14 protein-coding genes are annotated in these 20409 nt (G+C 70.1%); 4 read left to right on the forward strand and 10 right to left on the reverse strand.

Annotation, left to right across the window (positions count from 1 at the left end; genetic code table 11):
• The first annotated feature begins 212 nt into the window (after positions 1–212).
• The gene (locus tag CBM2594_RS23150) at positions 213–2201 is read left to right on the forward strand and encodes a ligand-gated channel protein (protein WP_116359128.1); all 1989 of its coding nucleotides are present in this window, start codon (positions 213–215) and stop codon (positions 2199–2201) included.
• 69 nt (positions 2202–2270) lie between these two features.
• Positions 2271–3200, forward strand: a complete 930-nt coding sequence (locus tag CBM2594_RS23155; protein WP_116359129.1) for a siderophore ABC transporter substrate-binding protein — start codon at positions 2271–2273, stop codon at positions 3198–3200.
• Positions 3201–3218: 18 nt separating this feature from the next.
• On the opposite strand, the gene treF is transcribed toward CBM2594_RS23155, so the two are convergent.
• The 3 genes from treF to CBM2594_RS23170 all read right to left on the reverse strand — a co-directional run bounded on the left by treF (position 3219) and on the right by CBM2594_RS23170 (position 8809).
• Positions 3219–5012, reverse strand: a complete 1794-nt coding sequence (treF, locus tag CBM2594_RS23160) for an alpha,alpha-trehalase TreF (protein WP_116359130.1) — start codon at positions 5010–5012, stop codon at positions 3219–3221.
• A gap of 80 nt (positions 5013–5092) precedes the next feature.
• Positions 5093–6517, reverse strand: coding sequence for a multidrug transporter subunit MdtD (gene mdtD / locus CBM2594_RS23165; RefSeq protein ID WP_116359131.1), 1425 nt, complete (start codon positions 6515–6517; stop codon positions 5093–5095).
• Between the two features lie 102 nt (positions 6518–6619).
• Entirely contained in the window at positions 6620–8809 is a 2190-nt protein-coding gene (locus CBM2594_RS23170; RefSeq protein ID WP_116359132.1) for a TonB-dependent receptor family protein, read from the reverse strand.
• A gap of 306 nt (positions 8810–9115) precedes the next feature.
• Here CBM2594_RS23170 and CBM2594_RS23175 point away from each other — a divergent pair, with 306 nt between their 5' ends.
• Positions 9116–9736, forward strand: coding sequence for a flavodoxin family protein (locus CBM2594_RS23175; RefSeq protein WP_116359740.1), 621 nt, complete (start codon positions 9116–9118; stop codon positions 9734–9736).
• A gap of 10 nt (positions 9737–9746) precedes the next feature.
• Here CBM2594_RS23175 and CBM2594_RS23180 read toward each other — a convergent pair whose 3' ends face one another.
• The 5 genes from CBM2594_RS23180 to CBM2594_RS23200 all read right to left on the reverse strand — a co-directional run bounded on the left by CBM2594_RS23180 (position 9747) and on the right by CBM2594_RS23200 (position 15974).
• Positions 9747–11147 carry a DUF3526 domain-containing protein gene (locus tag CBM2594_RS23180; RefSeq protein ID WP_116359133.1) on the reverse strand — a complete coding sequence of 467 codons (1401 nt, stop codon included), beginning with the start codon at positions 11145–11147 and terminating at the stop codon, positions 9747–9749.
• On the reverse strand, positions 11144–12562 hold the full coding sequence (locus CBM2594_RS23185; protein ID WP_116359134.1) for an ABC transporter permease: 1419 nt from the start codon (positions 12560–12562) through the stop codon (positions 11144–11146). Before CBM2594_RS23185 ends, CBM2594_RS23180 begins: the two co-directional genes overlap by 4 nt.
• Positions 12559–13275: an ABC transporter ATP-binding protein gene (locus tag CBM2594_RS23190; RefSeq protein WP_116359135.1), complete on the reverse strand. Its 717-nt coding sequence runs from the start codon at positions 13273–13275 to the stop codon at positions 12559–12561. The genes CBM2594_RS23185 and CBM2594_RS23190 overlap by 4 nt, the downstream gene beginning before the upstream one ends.
• 21 nt (positions 13276–13296) lie before the next feature.
• Positions 13297–15408: a TonB-dependent receptor gene (locus tag CBM2594_RS23195; protein WP_116359136.1), complete on the reverse strand. Its 2112-nt coding sequence runs from the start codon at positions 15406–15408 to the stop codon at positions 13297–13299.
• Between the two features lie 134 nt (positions 15409–15542).
• The gene (locus CBM2594_RS23200) at positions 15543–15974 is read right to left on the reverse strand and encodes a hypothetical protein (RefSeq protein WP_116359137.1); all 432 of its coding nucleotides are present in this window, start codon (positions 15972–15974) and stop codon (positions 15543–15545) included.
• Between the two features lie 114 nt (positions 15975–16088).
• Between CBM2594_RS23200 and CBM2594_RS23205 the strand changes: the two genes are divergently transcribed.
• Positions 16089–17180: a methyl-accepting chemotaxis protein gene (locus CBM2594_RS23205; RefSeq protein ID WP_116359138.1), complete on the forward strand. Its 1092-nt coding sequence runs from the start codon at positions 16089–16091 to the stop codon at positions 17178–17180.
• Between the two features lie 358 nt (positions 17181–17538).
• Here the strand turns inward: CBM2594_RS23205 and CBM2594_RS23210 are convergent, their stop codons facing one another.
• Both CBM2594_RS23210 and CBM2594_RS23215 read right to left on the reverse strand, forming a co-directional pair.
• Positions 17539–18876 (reverse strand): aspartate aminotransferase family protein, encoded by a 1338-nt coding sequence (locus CBM2594_RS23210; protein ID WP_116359139.1) that lies wholly within the window; start codon positions 18874–18876, stop codon positions 17539–17541.
• 25 nt (positions 18877–18901) lie between these two features.
• Complete coding sequence (locus tag CBM2594_RS23215; protein WP_116359140.1) at positions 18902–20407, reverse strand: N-acyl-D-amino-acid deacylase family protein; 1506 nt, start codon at positions 20405–20407, stop codon at positions 18902–18904.
• Positions 20408–20409 lie beyond the last annotated feature (2 nt).

Below are 20409 nucleotides of genomic sequence, written 5' to 3' on the forward strand. Positions count from 1 at the left end.
CGGGCCTGGCGGGCGAGGGACTGCCGCCGGCTCCCGGTTCCGTCAAGAAACGTCAAGAAAACAAAAGCTTTCCAAAGTGACTGGTAAGCAATTTGCGCCCCCAATTCTAATATGAGAATGATTGTTATTTGCATGAAGCGGGGAAAATAATGAAGGACAGGCAGGCAGCCGCAAGCGGGTTGGCATTGAAGGCGGCAGCACAAGCGGCGGGCATGCCGCGGGGGCCATGGGCCAAGGGGCTAGCCGCGATATGCGCGGCCTCGGGCATGGCGGGGGCCGGGGCGCAGCCGCAGGATTCCAGGACGGAAGCCACGCTCGCCACCGTGGTGGTGACCGCGGCGGGCAGCGCGCAGGACATCCGCGACGCGCCCGCTTCGATCAGCGTGGTCACGCGTTCGGAGCTGGAGAACAAGGCCTACCGCGACATCAACGACGCACTGGTGGAGGTGCCGGGCGTGATCGTCAGCGGCGGCGGCGACCGCACCGATATCAGCCTGCGCGGCATGGGCGCCAAGTACACCCAGGTGCTGATCGACGGCAAGCGCCAGAGTTCGCGCGAGACCCGCACCAACTCCGACTCGTCCGGCGTCGAGAGCAGCTGGACCCCGCCGCTGGCCGCGATCGAGCGGATCGAGGTGGTGCGCGGGCCGATGTCGTCGCTGTATGGCTCCGATGCCATGGGCGGCGTGGTCAACATCATCACGCGCAAGGTGCCGAAGCAATGGACCGGCGAGCTGCGCGGCGATGCCACGCTGCAGCAGCACAGCGACTCCGGCAACCAGTACCAGGGCAACTTCTACCTGGCCGGCCCGCTCAAGAGCGACCTGCTGGGGCTGCAGCTGTACGGCCAGAGCACCCACCGCGTCGAGGACGAGATCGACTACGGCTTCCGCGGCCGCCGCGCCGAAAGCCTGACCGCCAAGCTGGCGCTGACGCCCACGCGCCAGCACGACATCGTGTTCGAGGCCACCGGCATGCGCCAGCAGCGCAGCGAGACCGTGGGCAAGACCTTGCCGCCGCTGCCGCCCGGCACGCCGTGCCCGCGCACCGGCTGCCCCACGTCGTCCGAGACCGATTACCGCAGCGAGAAATACGCGCTGTCGCACACCGGCCGCTGGGGCTTCGGCGTCTCCGACAGCTATATCCAGCAGGAGGAATTCGACAACCGCAGCCGCCGGATGAAGATCAAGAACCTGGATGCGCGCACCAGCTGGGCCATGCCGCTGGGCAACCACATGCTGTCGGTCGGCGCCGAATACCTGAACCAGCGCCTGAACGACCAGACCGGCAACCAGATCGCCGGCGGCCCCAGCCAGGTCGAGCGCTACCAGTGGGCCCTGTTCGCCGAGGACGAATGGCGCCTGGCGCAGAGCTTTGCGCTGACCGGCGGCGTGCGCATGGACCATGACCAGAACTTCGGCCAGCACTACAGCCCGCGCCTGTACGGCGTGTGGCACGCGGCCGAGCGGTGGACCGTCAAGGGCGGCGTGTCCACCGGCTTCCGTGCGCCGGACCTGCGCCAGACCGTGGCCGGCTGGGGCCAGACCAGCCGCGGCGGCAATATGTACGGCAACCCGGACCTGAAGCCCGAGACCATGGTGTCGCAGGAACTGGGTCTGCTCTACGACAAGGGCAACGGCCTGCAGGCCGGCGTGACGCTGTTCAACAATGACTTCAAGGACAAGATCACGCGCGTGGCCTGCCCGCTCACGCAATGCACCGACGGCCCCAACCAGTTCGGCGCCGCCCCGACCACCTACATGAACGTGGACCGCGCCTACTCGCGCGGCGTGGAAGCCAGCCTGCGCTGGCCCATCGCGCAGGCGTGGTCGCTGACCGGCAGCTATACCTATACCCGCTCGGAACAGAAGACCGGGCAGTACCAGGGGCAGCCGCTGAACCAGCTGCCGATGCACCTGCTGGTGGCCACGCTGAACTGGCGGCCGAGCGAGAAGGTCAACGCGTGGGCGCGCGTCAACTACCGCGGCAAGGAGAGCCAGCCGATCACCGGGCCGTCGTCGAGCACCGTGGTGGCGCCGTCTTACACCTTCGTCGACCTCGGCGCGACCTACGCGCTGACCAAGAACGTGTCGGTGTTCGCCGGCATCTACAACCTGTTCGACAAGCAGGTGAACTACACCGACTACGGCTATGTCGAGGACGGCCGGCGCTACTGGATGAGCGTGGCGGTCAAGTTCTGAGCCCCTGTTGGCGTGCTCCCGCTCGCCCCGTGCGGGCCGGGCGGCGCCTTGATCTCAAAGAGGAATTCCATGACGAAGCACCAATCCACCCGGCGGCGCCTGCTGGCCGCCTGCGCGGCGGCCTTGCTGGCGCCCGCCCTGCCCGCCCGCGCGCTGCAGGTCAGGCATGCACAAGGCCTCGCCGAGGTGCCCGACCATCCCGCCAGCATCGCGGTGTTCGACCTGGCCACGCTCGACACGCTGCGCGTGCTGGACGCCCCGGTGGCCGGCGTGCCCGACGGCAAGCTGCCGGGCAGGCTGGGCGTCTACGAGGACGCGCGCTACACCCGCATCGGGTCCGCGGGCGAGCCCGACATGGACGCGCTGCGCGCGCTGGCGCCACAGCTGATCGTGGTCGGCGGGCGCTCGGCATCGAAGTATGAAGCGCTGGCGAAGCTGGCCCCCACGCTGGACCTGAGCCCGTCCCGCGACGACCTGGTAGGCAGCGTCGCCGCGCAGGCGGCGCTGCTGGGCCAGCTGACCGGCCGCCAGGCACGGGCCGCGCAGCAGGTGGCGGCGCTGCGCGCGGCGGTGGCGCGCCTGCAGGCGCAGGCAGCGGGCGCCGGTACCGCGCTGGTGCTGCTGACCACCGGCGGCAAGATCAGCGCGCAGCCGCCAGGCACGCGCTTTGGCGTCATCCATGCGGCCTTCGGCCTGCGCCCGGCGCTGGCCGCCGCTCCCGAAGCCGGCGCGCGCGGCATGCCGGTGACGCCGGCGGATATCCGCCAGGCCGATCCGGACTGGCTGCTGGTGATCGACCGCGATGCCGCCATCGGCCGCGCCGGCCCGTCGGCAAAAGAACTGCTCGACGTGGCGCCGCTGCATGGCGGGCGTGCCTGGCAGCGCGGACAGGTGGTGTATCTCGATCCGGCCAGCTGGTACCTGCTCGGCGGCGCCGGGCTGGGCGCCATGCAGGACAATGTGAAGCAGATCGCCGACGCGCTCGCGCGGCAATGCTGAGCCCAGCGCATCCGCGGCTCAGGCGGCCACGTCATCCGCGCGGCACGTTGCCGGCACCTCGCCGTAGCGTGCCATCAGCGCGCCGGCAATCGCATTGGTCCAGCCAAAGCCGTCCTGCAGCGGATACTCGCCACCGCCCCCACCCTGGGCGGCGCCTTCGATACGCCGGATGCGGTATTTCTCGACCAGCTTGCATTCGTGGGTGTACAGGCTGGCCACGGTAGCCAGCCAGCGCCGCGCAATCTCGCCTGCGAGGGCCTTATGGCCATAGCGCTCCAGGCCGCATACCGCCAGCCATTGCAGCGGGGCCCAGCCGTTGGGATGGTCCCATTGCTGGCCCGAGGTGCACTCCGTGGTGGCCAGCCCGCCGTCGACCAGCAGCCGGTCCTGCAGCGCCTGCGCCACCGCCTGCGCCTGCGCCGGACTGGCCAGGCCGAGATAGAGCGGCATCACGGTGGCCGCGGTGAGATGCCGGCGCGGCGCGCCGCGGCACCAGTCGTAATCGACAAAGACACCCGCCGCGCCGTGCCACAGGTATTGCCGGATGGCCGCCTTGCGCCGTTGCGCCGCGGCGCGGTAAGTTGCTGCCGCGGCGGCGTCGGCGGCCTGATCGCACAGCGCGGCAAGGCGCGTTTCCAGGTGCCACAGCAGCGCATTGAGATCGACCGGCAGCAGCGCCGTGGTGCGGATGGTGGCAAGGTCAGCGGGCTGGCCGTCGGGCAAGTCAGGCGCATCGAGCCAGCGCGAGCTGAAGTCCCAGCCCGACTCCGCCGCGGCGCGCAGGTCGCGGAACACCATATGGTGCGGCCGGCCGCTGCGCAGCGCGGTCTCCATATCTTCCAGGAACGCCTCCTCGCGCGGCCAGGCGCGGTCGTCCCAGTAGCGGTTGAGCAACGCGCCGTCGGGCAGGCAGACCACGCGGCGGTGCGCGTGGCCGGGACCCAGGCCGTCGGCGCCGTCCATCCAGAAGGCGTATTCGCGGCGCAGCTGCGGCAGGAAGTCGAGCGCGCGGGCCAACTGCTCGCGTTCGAGCAGGTCCACCATCAGCGCAAACACCGGCGGCTGCGAGCGGCTCAGGTAGTAGTTGCGGGTACCGTTCGGCACCAGCCCGTAGGTGTCGATCAGGTAGGCGAAATTGCGCGTCATCTCCACCATCAGGTCGTCGTGCCCGCTGCCGGCCAACCCCTCCATGGTGAAGTAGGAATCCCAGTAATAGAGTTCCCCGAAGCGGCCGCCCGGCACCACGTAGCGGTGCGGCAGCGGCAACAGCGACGACAGCGGCGGATGGGCCACGGGCGCGCGCGTCAGCACCGGCCACAGGCTGTCGATATGCTCGCGCAGGGTGCTGGCGGGATCGGACACGTAGTGGCTGTCCGGCACGGTGGCCCGGGTGAAATACGACTCCACGAAATCCGCCAGCGAGAAGCCGGGGGTGCCGCGCAGCTCGCGATAGCGCGCCACGATCAGGTCCGGGTCGCAGTTGGGAATGCAGTCAGGGAAGGTCTTGCTGTCGGCGAACAGGCCGCTGTGCTGGACGTCGACGAACAGCTCGCCATAGCGCGCCGCGGGCGACAGCATGTCGGCGCAGGCACAGCCCGGCAGCGTGTGCGGCGGCGGGCAGTCGCGGTGTGTGATCAATCGCGGGCGCGCCGCCGCGTGGATCTTGCCGGGCGCCGCCGCGGGCCCGGCCACGGCGCCGGCGCCGTCCGGCGTGGCCGGGGCGCTGCGCGGCACCGTGCTGCCGCTGGCGCTGGCGGCGGCGCCGGGTGATGACACCGCGGGTTCGGAGTCGGGCTTGCCGGTCGGCCGCATGGGCGCCTCCTGGTACCGGCCGCGGCCGGCTTCAACGGGATAGAAATAGGAGCCGCGCAGCGCACGGTAAGTTCCGGGCGCTACACCTCCTTCTCGCCATGCTGCACCGGCAGCGCCGGCGCGGCCTCGCGCACGCCCAGCTGCATGAAGATCCAGGCCGACGCGCAGGTGATCAGCCCCATGCAGATAAAGGTGGCATGGAAGGCCGGCAGCACCGCGGCGGGATCGCCGCCAAAGCGGTGCTGGAAGGTTGCCAGCAACGCGCCGGCCGCGGTCACGGCCAGGCTCATCGACAGCATCTGCACCATCGACAGCATGCTGTTGCCGCTGCTGGCGCCGGCGCCGCTGAGGTCCTTCAGCGTGACCGTGTTCATCGCCGTAAACTGGATCGAATTGACCATGCCGAACACGGCCAGCAGCGGCACCAGCAGCCATAGCGGCAGCTGCGGCGTGATCAGCGCAAATCCCGCCATCACCACCCCTACCACGAACGTATTCGACACCAGCACGCGCCGATACCCATGGCGCTGGATCAGTCGCGTGGCGAGCCGCTTGGACGCCATGCCGGCGGCGGTGACCGGCAGCATCATCAGGCCGGCATCGAGCGGCGCATAGCCCAGGCTGACCTGCAGCGTCAGCGGGATCAGGAACGGCATCGAGCCGTTGCCGATGCGCGCGAACAGGTTGCCCAGCAGCCCGACGCTGAAGCTGTGGATGCGGAACAGCCGCAACGGGAACAGCGGCTGCTTGCTGCGGTTGGCGTGCAGCCCGTAGGCGGTCAGCGCGGCCATGCTGCCGATCAGCAGCATCAGCACGGTGGCGTGCTGGAAGCCCAGCCCGGCGAGCCCGTCGAGCGAGAACGACAGCGCCAGCATGGCGGTGGCCAGCAACAGGTAGCCCGCAAGGTCGAAGCGGCCGACGCCGGCCAGCCGCGCGTTGGGCATGTAGCGCACGGTGGCCAGCGCGCCCAGCACGCCCACCGGCACGTTGATCAGGAAGATCCAGTGCCAGGACAGCGCCTGGGTCAGCCAGCCGCCCAGCGTGGGGCCGATCAGCGGGCCGATCATGCCGGGAATGGCGACGAAGCTGAGCGCCTGCAGGTATTGCTCGCGCGGAAAGGTGCGCAGCACCGAGAGCCGCCCCACCGGCAGCAGCATCGCGCCGCCCACGCCCTGCACCACGCGCGCGCCGATCAGAAAGTTCAGCGTCGGCGCGTAGGCGCACAGCAGCGAGCCGGCGACGAACAGCGCGATCGCGGTCTGGAAGATGGTGCGGGTGCCGAAGCGGTCGGCCAGCCAGCCCGAGGCCGGGATGATCACCGCCATCGTCAGCGAGTAGGCAATCACCACCGACTGCATCCGCAGCGGGCTCTCGCCCAGGCTGTGCGCCATCGACGGCAGCGCGGTGTTGACGATGGTCGAGTCCAGCGTCTGCATGAAGAAACCGACCGCCACCACCCACAGCATGATGCGGCGGGTGCGGTCGTCGGGCGCGGGCGAGGTCATGGTGCGGCTCCGGGTCCGGCCTGCGCTGTCCAACCCGGTGGGGGCGCCGGCCAAAGCCAACACCTTAAAGGGCAACGACAGCCGAGGCAATCGGCGCGAGGCTTACAGCGCTGCGCGCAGCCCGATGAAGAAGCGCCGGCCCGGTGCCGGCTCGAAGTAGCGCCCGTTGGCCTCGTTGACGATCACCGAGCCGATGTAGCGCCGGTCGGCCAGGTTGTCGATGCGCCCGAACAGGTAAAAGTGCGTCGGGCCGATGCGGAAGGCATAGCCGGCGCGCAGGTTGATCACGGCATAGCCCGGCGCGGCCTGGGTGTTGAGGTCGTCGGCATAGACCCGGCTGTCGACGCGCAGCTCGGCCCCCAGCGTCAGCGGCGCGAGCGGCCGCCACGACAGGTCGGCGGCAAGGCTGTGGCGCGCGGTGCCGGGCAGCCGGTTGCCGGCCGCCACCGCCTGGCCCTGCGCGTTGGTAAAGCCGTCGCCAAAGTAGGCGTCGAGCCAGGTATAGGCCAGCCCGGCCTCGATCCGGCTGCCGCCGCCCTGGCCCGGCGTGCCGACCTGATCGAGAAAGCCGCCGCGCCAGCCCAGCTCCAGCCCGCGCCGGCGCACGCCGCTGACGTTCTGGTAGACGGTGCGCCCGGCATTGTTGGCCAGCGGCACCACCTCGTCATGACTGTCGGCATCGAACAGCGCCGCTTCCAGCCGCTGGCCCGCCGCCTGCCACTTGATGCCGATCTCGCCCTGGCGGCTGGTCGAGGCCTGCAGGCCCAGGTTGCTGCCGACGCCGCCGGGCCCGTAGGCCACCTCGGTCAGCGTCGGGGTCTCGAAGCCGCGGCCGAGGTTGGCGTAGACGTTGAGGGAATCCAGCGCATGCCAGACCAGGCCCAGCACCGGGCTGACGTTGCTGTAGCTGGCATGGCCGCTGTCATCGGGGCTGGCCGCGGTGATGAAATGGTCGTCGATGCCCAGCCGCACCCGGCTGGCGCGCGCCCCGCCCACCAGTTGCCAGGCCGGATGGAAAGTCCAGTCGAACTGAGCGAAGGCGCCGAGGTCGGTCGCGGTATTGGTTTCATCGCGGCGCAGCGCGCCCTGCGTGCCGTTCTGGTTGACGTAGCCGTTGCGGCCATCGCGCATGCCGTTGGCTTCAAGCCCGGCGCTCCACAGCAAGGGCAAACCCGCGGCCGTGGTGGTGCGCCGGCTCCAGGACAGCGCGGCGCCGCCGTAAGTGCGGTCGAGGTCGACGATGCCGCCGGACGACGTGAGCGCGGCGCCGCTGAAGCCCAGCCGCTGGTACAGGTTGCGGGTGCCGCCGTACAGGCGTGCCGACAGGCTGTCGGTCTCGCTGAGCTGGTGGTCCACCGCCACCCCGGCCTGGGCCTGCTCGACACTCTTGCCGGTATCGAACTGCGTCGCCGCGGCCACGGCCTGGCGCGGATCGGCATCGGCCTGCGCCCGGGTGAGGCCGAGCGGGTCCTGCGCCAGCGGCTGGTTGAAGTAGTTGAACTGGCCGGTCACGCGCGTGCCGCTGGCCGGCTGCGCCACCACTCTGGCATTGAGCTGGTAGCGGCGCGCCGCGCTGTGCTCGCGGTAGCCGTCGGTCTGGTAGGTCCATGCATCGAGCGACGCGCCGAGCCGGTCATTGCCGCCGGCCAGCGCCACGCCGGCCTGCCACTGGCCGTCGGCACCGAAGCCGGTCGATACGCGCCCGGTGAAGCCGTCCTTCGGCGGATCCGGCGTGAACACCTGCACCACCCCGCCCGAGGCATTGCCATACAGCTGCGCGAACGGGCCGCGCAGCACCTCGACACGGCTGGCATTGGCCAGGTCGGCGGTGGACGCCTGCCCCTGCCCGTCCGGCATGGTGGCGGGAATGCCGTCAACATAAAGCCGCACACCGCGCACGCCGAAGGTCGAGCGCGTGCCGAAGCCGCGCACCGCCAGCTGCAGGTCCTGCGAATAGTTCTGGCGGTCGCGCACCGCCACGCCCGGTACGCCGGCCAGCACTTCCGACAGGTTCACCAGCGGCGTGGCGCTGCGCAGGGGATCGACCGGCACGCTGTCGATCGCGGCGGGCGCATCGAAGCGGCGCTGCTCGCTGCGGGTGGCGCTGACCACCACGTCGGGCAGGGTCTCGCCGGTGGCCGCGGCCACGGCCGTGTCGGGCGCATCCGCCGCGCGCGCGGCGGCGCTGGCCAGCAGCAGCGCCGCGCACGCCAGCGCAGAAAGTGCCGGGAAACGATAAGGGAAGCGGCGCTGCTGCCGCATCGCCGGAATCTGCCTGCCGCCTGGGTTCATGGGAATCGAAAGCGGTTGGGGGCGCGAAGTCGGGCAGCGCCGGGGCGTGGGTGGATATGGCGCAACTTTATCCCGGCCGTGGCCCGATGGCTACGCGCCGAGGCGCGGGGAAAACCCGTGGACCGGCGCCGGAGGCTCGTCGAAACCAACGTTCAGAGAATTTCAACAACTTATTGCGCAGCGCCCCCTGCCGGCCCCGCTTCGCGCCCCTACACTTTCTTCACCAGCCGCTGCAGCCCGCAAACTTCTACCCAGGCAATGCAGCATAACGATATTCAGATTTTCGAAATCAAAAGGATCGAAATCATGACCACCGCCCCCACCCGCGTTGCCATCGTCTACCACAGCGGCTACGGCCACACCGCCAGGCAGGCCCAGGCCGTCGCGCGCGGCGCCGGCAGTGTCGCGGGCGCCGAGAGCCTGCTGATCCCGGTCGAGGACATCGACCAGCACTGGGACACGCTGGAACAGGTCGACGCCATCGTCTTCGGCGCGCCGACCTACATGGGCAGCGCCTCGGCCCAGTTCAAGGGCTTCATGGACGCGACCTCGCGCAACGTGTTCGCCAAGGGCGGCAAGTGGGCCAACAAGGTCGCCGCCGGCTTTACCAACGCCGCCTCGCGCTCCGGCGACAAGCTCGCCACGCTGCAGCAGATCGCCATCTTCGCGGCGCAGCACGGCATGCACTGGGTCAACCTGGGCCTGACTTCGGGCCACAACAACTCCAGGTCGACCGAGGACACGCTGAACCGCCATGGCTTCTTCCTGGGCGCGGCCGCGCAATCGGATGCGGATGTCAGCGCCGAAGTCGCGCCGCCGCCGGCCGACCTGCGTACCGCTGAACACCTGGGCGCCCGCGTGGCCGAAGTGGCGCAGCAGCTGGTCGCGGGCCGGCAGGCGCTGGCAGCGCTGAAGGAAGCCGCCTGAGCGCAGCGCGTCAGGGCCGGGCCAGCCGGGCCCGGCACCGCCACAGCAGGCCCAGCAGCGCAGCGGCCAATGCCAGTTGCTGCAGCCCGCCACGCCACACTGCGCGCCATGAGGGATTGTCCGCCCAGGCGAAGCGCGGCGCGTTGGCGTAGTCGTGCGGCAACACGCCGCGATAGCTCATGATGCGCGGCACGAAGAAGTCCCGCCACTGCGTTTCGAAGCGGTTCACCTGCTCCATGTAGCGGGCGTAGCGCGGGGCATCGTGCCCCGCCAGCCGTTCCGCCGCGAGCAGCAGTGACAGCGGCGGCGACAGCCACGCCAAGTTTTCCGCGTACTCGAACCGCTGCGCGCGCGTGCGGTCGAACGCGGCCGCGACCGGTTCGATGCGCGCGGCCTGCTCGAGATAGCGCGGCATGAATGAAACTGGCCAGCTGTGCTGGCGCGGCGCGGCCGGCGCCCATTGCGGATTGGCGCGATACCATGCCCGCACCAGGTCCGCCGCGGCGGCTTCGGCGTCCTGCTGGGCGGCGCGCATCTGCACGATCGCGGCCAGCCGCGACGGCATCGGCGCGCTGCGGTCCGCCGCCGCCGCGATCACCGCCGGAGCGCCGAAGGTAACGGCGGCCCACAGGCCCAGGCCGGCCAGCACCGCCGTGGCGGCGGAACCCGGCAGCAGGTTCAGCCATGCGCTGGCTGCGCTCCAGAACACGACGAACACGCTGATGCAGAACACCCACGCCCCGAAGGCGCGCAGCGTCGCCGCCGGGTCCAGCATGAACGCCAGCAGCGAAGCCAGCATCGCCACCCCCCACACCGCGCCCGCCCGCACCGCCATCGCGCCAAGCAGCAGCCGCCAGCCGGCTGCGCCCTGCGCCAGCGACATCCGCCACGTACCGCGCTCGCGCTCGCCCTGGACCACGCCCGCGCCCAGGCACACCAGCAGCAGCGGCACCAGCAACGCAAGCGCTGTCGCCAGGTCCACCATGCCATAGCGCTGCAGCAGCGGGTTGCCCAGCTTTTCCTCGTTGCGCGCGTCGGTATAACGGCTTTCCACGGTGACGCGGATGGCTGGCGGCAGCAGCTCGAGCATGCCGCTGGTCAGCGCCCGGCCGCCCGCGGCGGGCAGCAGCGCCGCCGGCGCATGCGCCCGGGCAAAACGGAACGCCGCCATGGCGGCTTCATCCGGCGCCGCTGGCAACGCCCGCGACCCGGCCTGATGCAAGGCGGCTTGTGCGCCGGCGTCCAGTTGCTGGAACCTGGCCTGCCACGCACGCGCATTCAGCCCCGACACCACCGCGCAGGCGCACAGCGCAACAGCGCACAGCAACAGCGCCCACCGTGCACCACGCGCGGCCCACAGCGCGCGCCACTGGGCGGACAGGAGTCGCCCGGTCTGTTTGGTGACATTCATGGCTTAAGCCTCCGCAGGGAACCGTATAGCCCGGCCACGGCCAGCCCGCACCACCACAGCAGGCATGCGATCTCGGGCCACGCCGCGCGCAGCGCGAACTGCGCCGGCGGCATGGTGTAGGCAAAGGGCCGGATCGCGCGCCACAGCGATGCGCCGGCATATTTCTCGTCGAACGAGGTCAGGCCGCGGGTATGGCTTGCGTCCCAGGTGTCGATGGCCGTATTGACGGTTTGCCGGTAGCGCTCCGCTGCGGTCTCGAAGTGGCGCTGGTGCGCGAGGTCCGTGCCGGCCATCCTCATGGCGAAGTTGCGGATCGCCAGCGTCGGGCTGAGCAGCGCGGCCGCACGCATCACGTTCTCCTGCGCCGCGTAGCGCTGCCACAGCGCATCGAAATGCAGCGCGTGGACGCGGTCGGCGTAGGCGTCGCGCTCCAGCCTGCGCAGCGGCGCCGCGCCCACCGGCAGGTCGGCCAGGCGCGTCACGCCGTAGCGCGCCAGCAGCGCCGCGTCATGGCGCGCGGTGCGCGCGGCCAGGTTGCCGTCGCCCGGCAGCCCTTGCTGGTAGTCGTGCTGGATCCCGGCCCAGAAGGCTTGCGCCGATGGCAGCGGCACGGCATGCCGCGCTACGGCCGCGCCGGCGCCCGGAATGACGAAGACAAAGGCCAGCCACAATCCCGCCAGCGCCAGCAACGCGCTCCTGCCGTCGGCCATCCACGTCGAGACCGCCAGCCCCACGCCCACCAGGATGGCGATGTAGAGCAGGTAGCCGGCGCCCAGGCCCGCGGCGCGCCACCACACCCCGGCATCGAGCGCGCCCTGCGCATAGCTCGCCGCCACCGGCGCCGCCGCCAGCGCGAGCGCAAAGCCGGCAAAGACCGCGGCCAGCGCCAGGAACTTGCCGGCCAGCAGGCTGGGCGGGGCCATGCCGGCGCCGTGCAGCATCCGCAGCGTGCCGCGCTGGCGCTCGCCGCTGACGGCATCGAAGCTGACGGCAAGCACCAGCAGCGGCAACAGCGCCGCGAACACGAAGCCGGCGCTCAGGTCGCCAAGGCGCGCGGATGGCAGCGCGTCCTGCGCGGGCTCGAAGCGCGCGACATTGCGCCGGTGCGGCTCCAGCCACAGCGCCTGGCCGAAGTAATCGCCCAGCCCCGGCTCGATCGCCGTCAGCGGCGACGCCGGCCGGAACACATAGAGGCCGAAGTGCGCGGCGCGATGCGGGTGCTTGTCGCCCTGGTCGTCCCACTGCTGCCGGGTCGATGCGGCGACCTGCGCCACCTCGCCGGCACGCGTGGCATGGCGCTGCAGCGACATCAGCATGGCGATCGCCAGCACCACCGCGCCCACGCCCAGCAGTACGGCGATGCGCCCCTCCCTGGCCATCGCCCTGAGTTCCTTGCGCAACACGGCCCCGATCATGATGCCGCCTCCGTTGCGCGCGCATGCGCCAGGTAGGCGGCGGTCAGCGCCTGGTGGTCGAGCGTGGCCGCGTCGAGCTCGGCCACCAGCACGCCGGCGCGCAGGATGCCGATGCGGTCGGCAAGCTGCCTGGCGTTGTAGAGGTCATGCGTGGCCATCAGCACCGCCATGCCGGCATCGGCGGCCTCGCGCACGCGGCGCGCCATGTCGTCGGCCGCGGCCGGGTCCAGTCCCGAGGTCGGCTCATCGAGCAGCAGCAGCGACGCCGCCCTGGCCTGGGCAATCGCCAGCCCGACCTTCTGGCGCATGCCCTTCGAGTAGGCACCGACGCGCCGGCCCTGCGCCTCGCGCGCCAGCCCGGCGCGGTCCAGCAGCGCGGCGGCCTCGGCGCGCGACAGCGCAATCCCCGCCATCGCGCAGAAGTAGTCCAGGTTTTCCACGCCAGACAGGTAGGGATACAGCGCGACGTTTTCCGGCAGGTAGGCCACGCGCCGCCGCACTGCCACGGGGTCGGCCACGGGCGATAAACCGTCCACGCGCACGATGCCGCCCGCCGGCGGGACAAAGCCCAGGATCGCGTCGATGGTCGTGGTCTTGCCGGCGCCATTGCCGCCCAGCAAGGCATAGACACAGCCTGCGGGTACGCAAAGATCCAGGCGGTCGACCGCGCGACGCCCGTCGCGCAGCACCACCAGGTCACGGATTTCAAGCATGTCGGGTCTCCGTCGGACAGGTCAGAAAAAGTAGCGTGCCGCCATGCCAAATTGCCATTTCGGCTGCGGCGATACCAGCAGCCCGGCCGCCGCGCCATAGGCCGCCTCGGTCGAGAACCGGTGCGGCTGCAGCACCGCGAACAGCGACAGCTGGTATTGCTTCCAGTCCAGCACCCCGCGCAGGTCGAAGCGCGTGTAGGCCGGCATAAAGCGCAGCTGGGTCTGCGGCGTTCCCATGTAATACGGGATGCCGGTGGTCAGGTAGGCATCGGCATTGACGGTCAGCTGCGCGCCGTGCAGCCGCTGCCGGTACTCCGCCCCGATCTTGAGCTGGTGGCGCGGCACCGACAGCCTGGCGCCCGTGTTGGGCAGCGGGTTGTTGGCCTCGGCCTGGATGATGTGTCCGTAGCTGGCGTAGAGCGACACCGGCCGCAGCGGCCGCCAGCGCGCCTCCACCTCATAGCCCTTGCGGGTCGTGTCCCCCACCGAGCGGAACGATCCGTCGGGCTGGCCCACGATCTCGTCCTGGTTCAGCGTGTAGTAGGCCGCGGCGGTGAGCGTCAGGTTGCGGGCCGGGCTTGCGGTAAAGCCCACGTCGTAGGACTTCACCTTCGACGGCGATACGTCATGGACCGTGCCGCCAGGCGCGCCCAGCGGCCCGGGCGCGCCGCTGCTGCTGATCTGCTCCGCCGCAGGCGAACGGAAGCCCTGCGCGACATTGGCGAACAGGTCCAGCCCCGGCAGCACGGTCCACGCCGCGCCGATCTTCGGCGTGGTGACCCCTTTGAAATAGTCCGTGCTCGCGGCCGGCAGCTTGCGGTTGACGATGTCGTAGTCGAACCAGTCGCGCCGCAGGCCGGCGCTCAGCTTGACCGAATCGACCGGCTTGATCTGCCCCTGCACGAACAGCCCGTAGGTCAGCAGGCTGAGCCGCTGGGCGTTGACATAGTTGGCCGTCGGCGCGCCCCGCAGCCAGATCTGGCGCTGCGCGTCGCCGTGGTCGCGGCGCACTTCCAGCCCGGCCATCAGCGCGGCCCGGTCGGTGAAGGTGAGGTTGGCGGCGAGCCGGCCGCCGAAGATATTCCGGTCGTCCGACCCGACCGTATGCTGCACGCTGCTGGTGGCGATGCCGCGCTCGCGCTCGAAGGCTTCGCCGTACAAGGTCGCGTACCAGCCTTCTTCGCCATGCGCCGGCGCGCGGTTCAGCGCGAACATCGAGCGCTTGCCGCTGCCGAAGCCGGGCAGGCCGTACTGCGTCGAGCGCGGGTCCACCTTGCCGGATTGCAGGTCGCTCAGCAGCAGGTAGCCGGCCGCCGTCGATTCGGCGCGATAGTGATTCAGGCGCAGGCTGTACAGGCCGTCGCCGATCCGGGTCGACAGCTTCCAGAACAGGTTGTCGCGCTCGGTGCTGCCGTCGTAGCGGTAGCTGTGCGTGCGGTACAGGTCCGCCACGAACAGCGACTGGATCGGTTCCGACTCGGGCCGCAGCGCGTGGCGGCCCGACAGCACAAGCGTGGCGCGCTTGCCGTCGTAGCGCTCCAGCCCGATGCCGAAGCTCGACGGCACGTCGCCGGACTGGGTCTGGATCGGCACCGCGCCCGCGCGGTTCTGGTCGCCGTACAACGCCGATACCGGTCCCTTGATCACGTCGATCTGGCCGATCATGTCCGGCGTCAGCCATTCCAGGAACGCCGGTCCATGCCCGGCCCCGGCCTGGCTGGACGGCATGTTCTGCGGCACCCCGTCGACATAGACCGCGGTGTCGGCCCCGTGCGTGCCCTGCGTGGCAAAGCCGCGCATGCGAAAGCCATTGCCGGTATCGCCCTGGTCGATGTTATTGGCCACCACGCCGGGCACGCGGCGGAACATGTTGGAGATGTCGCGGCCGATATTGATCGTGGCCAGCTCGTCGGCGGTGACCACCGACACCGCTGCGGGCAGCCCCGCGCTGTCGGTCGTGACGACATTGCGCTGGTCATGCGGGCGCTCGTCCTGCGTCGCCACCACGCTGACTTGCGGCAGTTCCACATGCCCGGCCTGGGCCGATGCGGCCTGGCTAAGCACGCCAGAGGCCAGCGGCAACAGCGCGCAAGCGAGGGCGCGCGCGGTACCCGTGTATTCGTTGTTGTTCATGAACCCTTGCGGCAGCGCGGGCGGTAGCCGCTACGGGCACCGGGCTGGCCGTACCAAATCCAGACGTGAGCAAGCCGCGCGCCGGCATGGCGCGGGCGCGGAATCAGACGTAAAGGGAGGGGGCGCCGCGGCGGTCAGCCGGCGGCGCGGGGCAGCGCCGGCGGCGCGCGCAAGGTGGGTGGAGACAGGAAGCGGGTGCGCCAGGGCGGCGCGGCGACATCGACCGGCGGCATGCGCGACCGCAAGCGCCGGATCACGCCCAGCAGCGACGCCGCGAGCGCGATGCACAGGAACAGGTGCAGCCTGGGCGAGCACCACAGGCAATCGCACTCCGTCTCGCCTTCGGCCGGCGCGCGGTCGGCGTCGATGTTCCCGGCGTCTTCGTACCGGTCGGCGGCTACGGCCAGGCTCGCGCTCTGCGCCCGCGTCTCCGGCGTTGCATGCACGTGCATCACCGACGCCCACGCCTGCACGAGAACGAGCAGGAGCACGGCCCAGGCGAGACGCACGAGGTTGGCATGCAGACGCATTGAGATGGCGCTGGCGAGATCGACGGGCGCCATCATAACGCAACTCAATTGCAAATGTAAGCGAAGGCCGCGCGCTAAAGCCTTTGCCCTTCCCCGCCGTTAAGCAATGGGGTCGGATCAGGACAAGACGGGACGGAGACGGGAGCGAAGATGCAGAACCTGGGGATACGCATACGCCTGGGCGCGGCGTTTGGCGCCATGTGGTCGCTGATGGCGATCGGGACCGCGGTGGCCGTGCCGCGCCTGCAGGACGCCGCCGACGCGCGGCGCCTGCTGATCGCGCTGGCCGGGGCCGGGCTATGCCTGGCCGTGGGCGCGGTATGGGGGCTTGCGCGCAGCATCGAGGCGCCGCTGTCCGAAGCCGTCCACATCGCCGAGACCGTGGCCGCCGGCGACCTCAGCCAGGAGTTCAACACCGAGCGCGGCGGCGAGTTCGGCCGGCTGCTGGGCGGCCTGGGCGAGATGGAGGACATGCTGACCGACCTGGTCACGCGCATCCGCACCGCCACTGATTCCATTACCGATGCGTCGCACCAGATTGCCGCAGGCAATACCGACCTGTCGCAGCGCACCGAGGAACAGGCCGCGGCGCTGCAGCAAACCGCGTCGAGCATGGGCGAGCTGACCGCCATGGTGCAGCAGAACACCGAACGCGCCCGTGCAGCCAACGGCATGGCAGCCAGCGCGTCGGGCATCGCCGCGCGCGGCGGCGAAGTGGTCGGCAACGTGGTGCAGACCATGTCGGCGATCAGCGCCAGCTCGCGCAAGGTCACCGACATCATCGAAGTGATCGAGGGCATCGCCTTCCAGACCAATATCCTGGCGCTGAACGCCGCGGTGGAAGCCGCGCGCGCGGGCGAACAGGGCCGCGGCTTCGCCGTGGTCGCCGGCGAGGTGCGCACGCTGGCGCAACGCAGCGCCGCCGCGGCGCGCGAGATCAAGCAGCTGATCGATGCTTCGGTGCAGCAGGTCGACAGCGGCTCGGCGCTGGTGGGCCAGGCCGGCGCCACCATGCAGGAGATCGTGCAGGCAGTGGCCAGCGTCACCGGTCTGCTGGGCGAGATCACCACGGCATCGGAACAGCAAAGCGCCGGCATCGCGCAGGTCAACGAGGCCGTGGCGCAGATGGACACGGTGACGCAGCAGAACGCGGCGCTGGTGGAACAGGCGGCCAGCGCCTCGCAGGCGCTGGCGGGGCAGGCCACGGAATTGCAGCAGGTGGTGGGGGAGTTCAGGTTGTAGGGTTGAGGGCGATGCAGGTATTGCGACCGATTGTGTGCTTGCTCTCCTGCGTGCGGGCGAGGGGAGCAAACCCGAAGCAGCAACGTCACCGCGAGCCTTCCAAATCCCCGCTTGTGTACTCCCTCTCCGGCTTGCGGGAGAGGGTTGGGGTGAGGGCGGGAGCTTCCACGAAGTGAAAGCTGTCGCTATTGCCAGCGCCGGCCCTCACCCCCGGCCCCTCTCCCGCAAGCGGGAGAGGGGAGCAAACCGGCAGCGGCTTCAATTGGCCTCGGCCTTCCAAACTCCAGATTGCGTGCTCCCCTCTCCCGCAAAGCGGGAGAGGGGAGCAAACCGGCAGCAAGCGGTGCTTTTCAGTCGTTCAGACCGTGACGTTCGCCGGCAACACCGTCTGCACCGCCGCCGCAAAGCGCTCCACAATCCGGTCGATATCCCCCGCCGTGCAAATAAACGGCGGCGCGAACAACACGTGGTCGCCATGCACGCCATCGACCGTGCCGCCCATCGGATAGACCAGCAAACCATTCTGCATCGCCGCCGATTTCAGCCGCGCATGCGTCTTCAGCGCGGGATCGAGCGTGGCCTTGCTGTCGCGGTCGGCGACGAACTCCACGCCGACGAACAGGCCGCGTCCGCGCACATCGCCCAGGTTTGGGTGCTCGCCCAGCGCCTCGCTCAGGCGGCTGCGCAGTTGCTCGCCGCGGGCCAGCACGTTGGCCAGCAGCCCTTCCTCGACAATGGTGCGCTGTACCGCCAGCGCCGCGGCGCAGGCGGTGGCATGGCCGATATAAGTGTGGCCGTGCTGGAAGAAGCCGCTGCCGCCGACGATGGCGTCATAGATCCGGCGCGTCGACAGCATCGCGCCGATGGGCTGGTAGCCCGCGCCCAGGCCCTTGGCGATGGTGACGATGTCCGGCACCACGCCATCCTCTTCGCAAGCGAACAGGTAGCCGGTGCGTCCCATGCCTGACATCACTTCATCGAGGATCAGCAGCACGCCGTACTTGTCGCACACCGCGCGGATGCGCTTCAGGTAGTCCCCCACCGGCGGCACCGCGCCGGCGGTGGCGCCGACCACGGTCTCCGCAACGAACGCCGCAACGGTTTCAGGGCCCAGGTCCAGGATCTTGGCTTCGAGTTCGTCGGCCAGGCGCTGCGCGTACTGTGCATCGCTCTCGCCCGCGTGCCGGTCACGGTAGGCGTAGCACGGCGACACGTGGTGCGCCGGCACCAGCAGCGGCAGGAAGGGCTCGCGCCGCCAGGCGTTGCCGCCGATGGCGAGCGCGCCGAGCGTGTTGCCGTGATAGCTCTGGCGGCGCGCGATGAAGTGGCGGCGAGCGGGCTGCCCCACTTCGACAAAGTATTGGCGCGCCAGCTTCAGCGCCGCTTCCACCGCCTCGGAGCCGCCCGAGACGAAGTACACATGGTCGAGATCGCCCGGCGCGGCCTGTGCCAGCGTATTCGCCAGCGTCTCCGACACCTCGGTGGTGAAGAACGAGGTGTGCGCGTAAGCGATGGTGTCCAGCTGCGCCTTGATCGCCTCGATCACGCACGGATGGCCGTGCCCCAGGCACGACACGGCGGCACCGCCGGAGGCGTCGAGATAGCGCCGGCCCTCGCTGTCGATCAGTTCGATGCCCTGCCCGGCAACGGCAACGGGCAGCTTCTGGCGCGGATTGCGATGGAATACGTGGGTCATGATGGTGTGGTGGTGGTGCCGCGCGTCAGCGGCGCAGAGCAGAATTGGTGTCGGTGGGGCGGCGCTCCAGCACGCGGCCGGAAAAGGCGGGCAGTGCGCTGCCTTCGCTGTGCGCCTGCGTGGACTGTTCCCAGACCCTGGCGCCGTTGACCCAGACGCCGTGGATGCCGGTGCTCAGTTGCAGCGGGTCTTCAAAGGTGGCATGGTCCTGCACCCGGTCCGCATCGAACAGCACCAGGTCGGCAAACGCGCCCGGCGCGATCCGGCCGCGGTCTGCCAGCCCGTATTGCTGCGCGGCCAGCCCGGACATCTTGTGGATTGCGGTTTCCAGCGTCATCAGCCGGTCTTCGCGCACCATGCGCGCGAGGATGCGCGGGAAGGTGCCCCACTGCCGCGGATGCGGGCGCGGATCGAACGGCAGGCCGTCGGAGCCGAAGATGGTCAGCGGAAACTGCGCAATGCGCTCGACGTCGCGCTCATCCATGATGAAGTAGATCGCCGCGGCGGGGCGCAGCTTTGCCAGCAGCGCGTCTTCGTCCAGGCCAAGCACCTGCATCAGTTCGTGGAAGTCGCGGCCGCCCGCGGCCGGGTAGCCGGTGGACCAGGTGATCATGGTGCGCGTGGACTGGCGCACGCGGTCCAGCCGCAGCATGGTCGAGGTCGCGGGATAGGGATGGCAGTCCAGGCACAGCGGCTGCAGGCGTGCGGCTTCAGCCAGCAGACCGAGGGTTTCGACCGAACGCCCGTGGTTGCGCTTGCCCGCGACCTTGTGGTGGGAGAACACCACCGGGCAGTCGAGTGCGCGGCCAATGCGCAGCGCTTCTTCGATCGACGGCACGATGTCGTCGGTCTCGTCGCGCAGGTGGGTGGAATAGATGCCGCTGTGGCTGCGGACGGGCTCGCACACGGCGATGATCTCGGCTTCGGTGGCGGCTGCGGCGGGCGGATAGAACGTGCCGGTCGAGACACCGAAGGCGCCCGCCTCCATCGCCAGCCTGACCTCATCGCGCATCGCGGCGATTTCCGCTGCATTGGCGGCCCGGTTCAGCTCCGGCATCGCGCGCACGCGCAACGTCGAATGCCCGAGCAGCGGCACCACGTTGACATTGGCCGGCGTCGCGCGCAGCGCGTCGAGCCACTGCGCGAAGGTATCGAAGCGGAACAGCGCGGGCGGCCCCAGCAGGTCCAGCGGCTGCGGCGGCGCGCTGCTGATCAGCGGCGCCACGCTGATGCCGCAGTTGCCGGTCACCACCGTGGTGATGCCCTGCGACACCTTGGGGGTCATGTCCCGATGCACCAGCAGGTAGCCATCGTCGTGCGTGTGGGCATCGATAAAGCCCGGCGCCAGCACGCGGCCGGCTGCGTCCACGGTATGTTCCGCGGTCATGTCAGCGCAGCCGCCCACGGCGACGATGCGGTCGCCCGCGACTGCCACATCGGCCACGCGGCGGGTTGCGCCCGTGCCGTCCACCACCGTGGCGTTGCGGAAGATCAGGTCGGCGCGCCTGGGCGCGGCTGGTTGCGATGCCATCG

The organism is Cupriavidus taiwanensis, assembly GCF_900249755.1.
Classification (GTDB): Bacteria; Pseudomonadota; Gammaproteobacteria; order Burkholderiales; family Burkholderiaceae; genus Cupriavidus; species Cupriavidus taiwanensis_D.

Excerpts from the sequence above, each read along its gene's own strand:
- CBM2594_RS23185 (WP_116359134.1), bottom strand. The coding sequence starts at position 12,562 with ATGATCGGGGCCGTGTTGCGCAAGGAACTCAGGGCGATGGCCAGGGAG.
- CBM2594_RS23210 (WP_116359139.1), bottom strand. The coding sequence starts at position 18,876 with ATGACCCACGTATTCCATCGCAATCCGCGCCAGAAGCTGCCCGTTGCC.
- CBM2594_RS23195 (WP_116359136.1), bottom strand. The coding sequence starts at position 15,408 with ATGAACAACAACGAATACACGGGTACCGCGCGCGCCCTCGCTTGCGCG.
- CBM2594_RS23155 (WP_116359129.1), top strand. The coding sequence starts at position 2,271 with ATGACGAAGCACCAATCCACCCGGCGGCGCCTGCTGGCCGCCTGCGCG.
- treF (WP_116359130.1), bottom strand. The coding sequence starts at position 5,012 with ATGCGGCCGACCGGCAAGCCCGACTCCGAACCCGCGGTGTCATCACCC.
- CBM2594_RS23215 (WP_116359140.1), bottom strand. The coding sequence starts at position 20,407 with ATGGCATCGCAACCAGCCGCGCCCAGGCGCGCCGACCTGATCTTCCGC.
- CBM2594_RS23175 (WP_116359740.1), top strand. The coding sequence starts at position 9,116 with ATGACCACCGCCCCCACCCGCGTTGCCATCGTCTACCACAGCGGCTAC.
- CBM2594_RS23180 (WP_116359133.1), bottom strand. The coding sequence starts at position 11,147 with ATGAATGTCACCAAACAGACCGGGCGACTCCTGTCCGCCCAGTGGCGC.
- CBM2594_RS23190 (WP_116359135.1), bottom strand. The coding sequence starts at position 13,275 with ATGCTTGAAATCCGTGACCTGGTGGTGCTGCGCGACGGGCGTCGCGCG.
- CBM2594_RS23200 (WP_116359137.1), bottom strand. The coding sequence starts at position 15,974 with ATGATGGCGCCCGTCGATCTCGCCAGCGCCATCTCAATGCGTCTGCAT.
- CBM2594_RS23170 (WP_116359132.1), bottom strand. The coding sequence starts at position 8,809 with ATGAACCCAGGCGGCAGGCAGATTCCGGCGATGCGGCAGCAGCGCCGC.
- CBM2594_RS23150 (WP_116359128.1), top strand. The coding sequence starts at position 213 with ATGCCGCGGGGGCCATGGGCCAAGGGGCTAGCCGCGATATGCGCGGCC.
- mdtD (WP_116359131.1), bottom strand. The coding sequence starts at position 6,517 with ATGACCTCGCCCGCGCCCGACGACCGCACCCGCCGCATCATGCTGTGG.
- CBM2594_RS23205 (WP_116359138.1), top strand. The coding sequence starts at position 16,089 with ATGCAGAACCTGGGGATACGCATACGCCTGGGCGCGGCGTTTGGCGCC.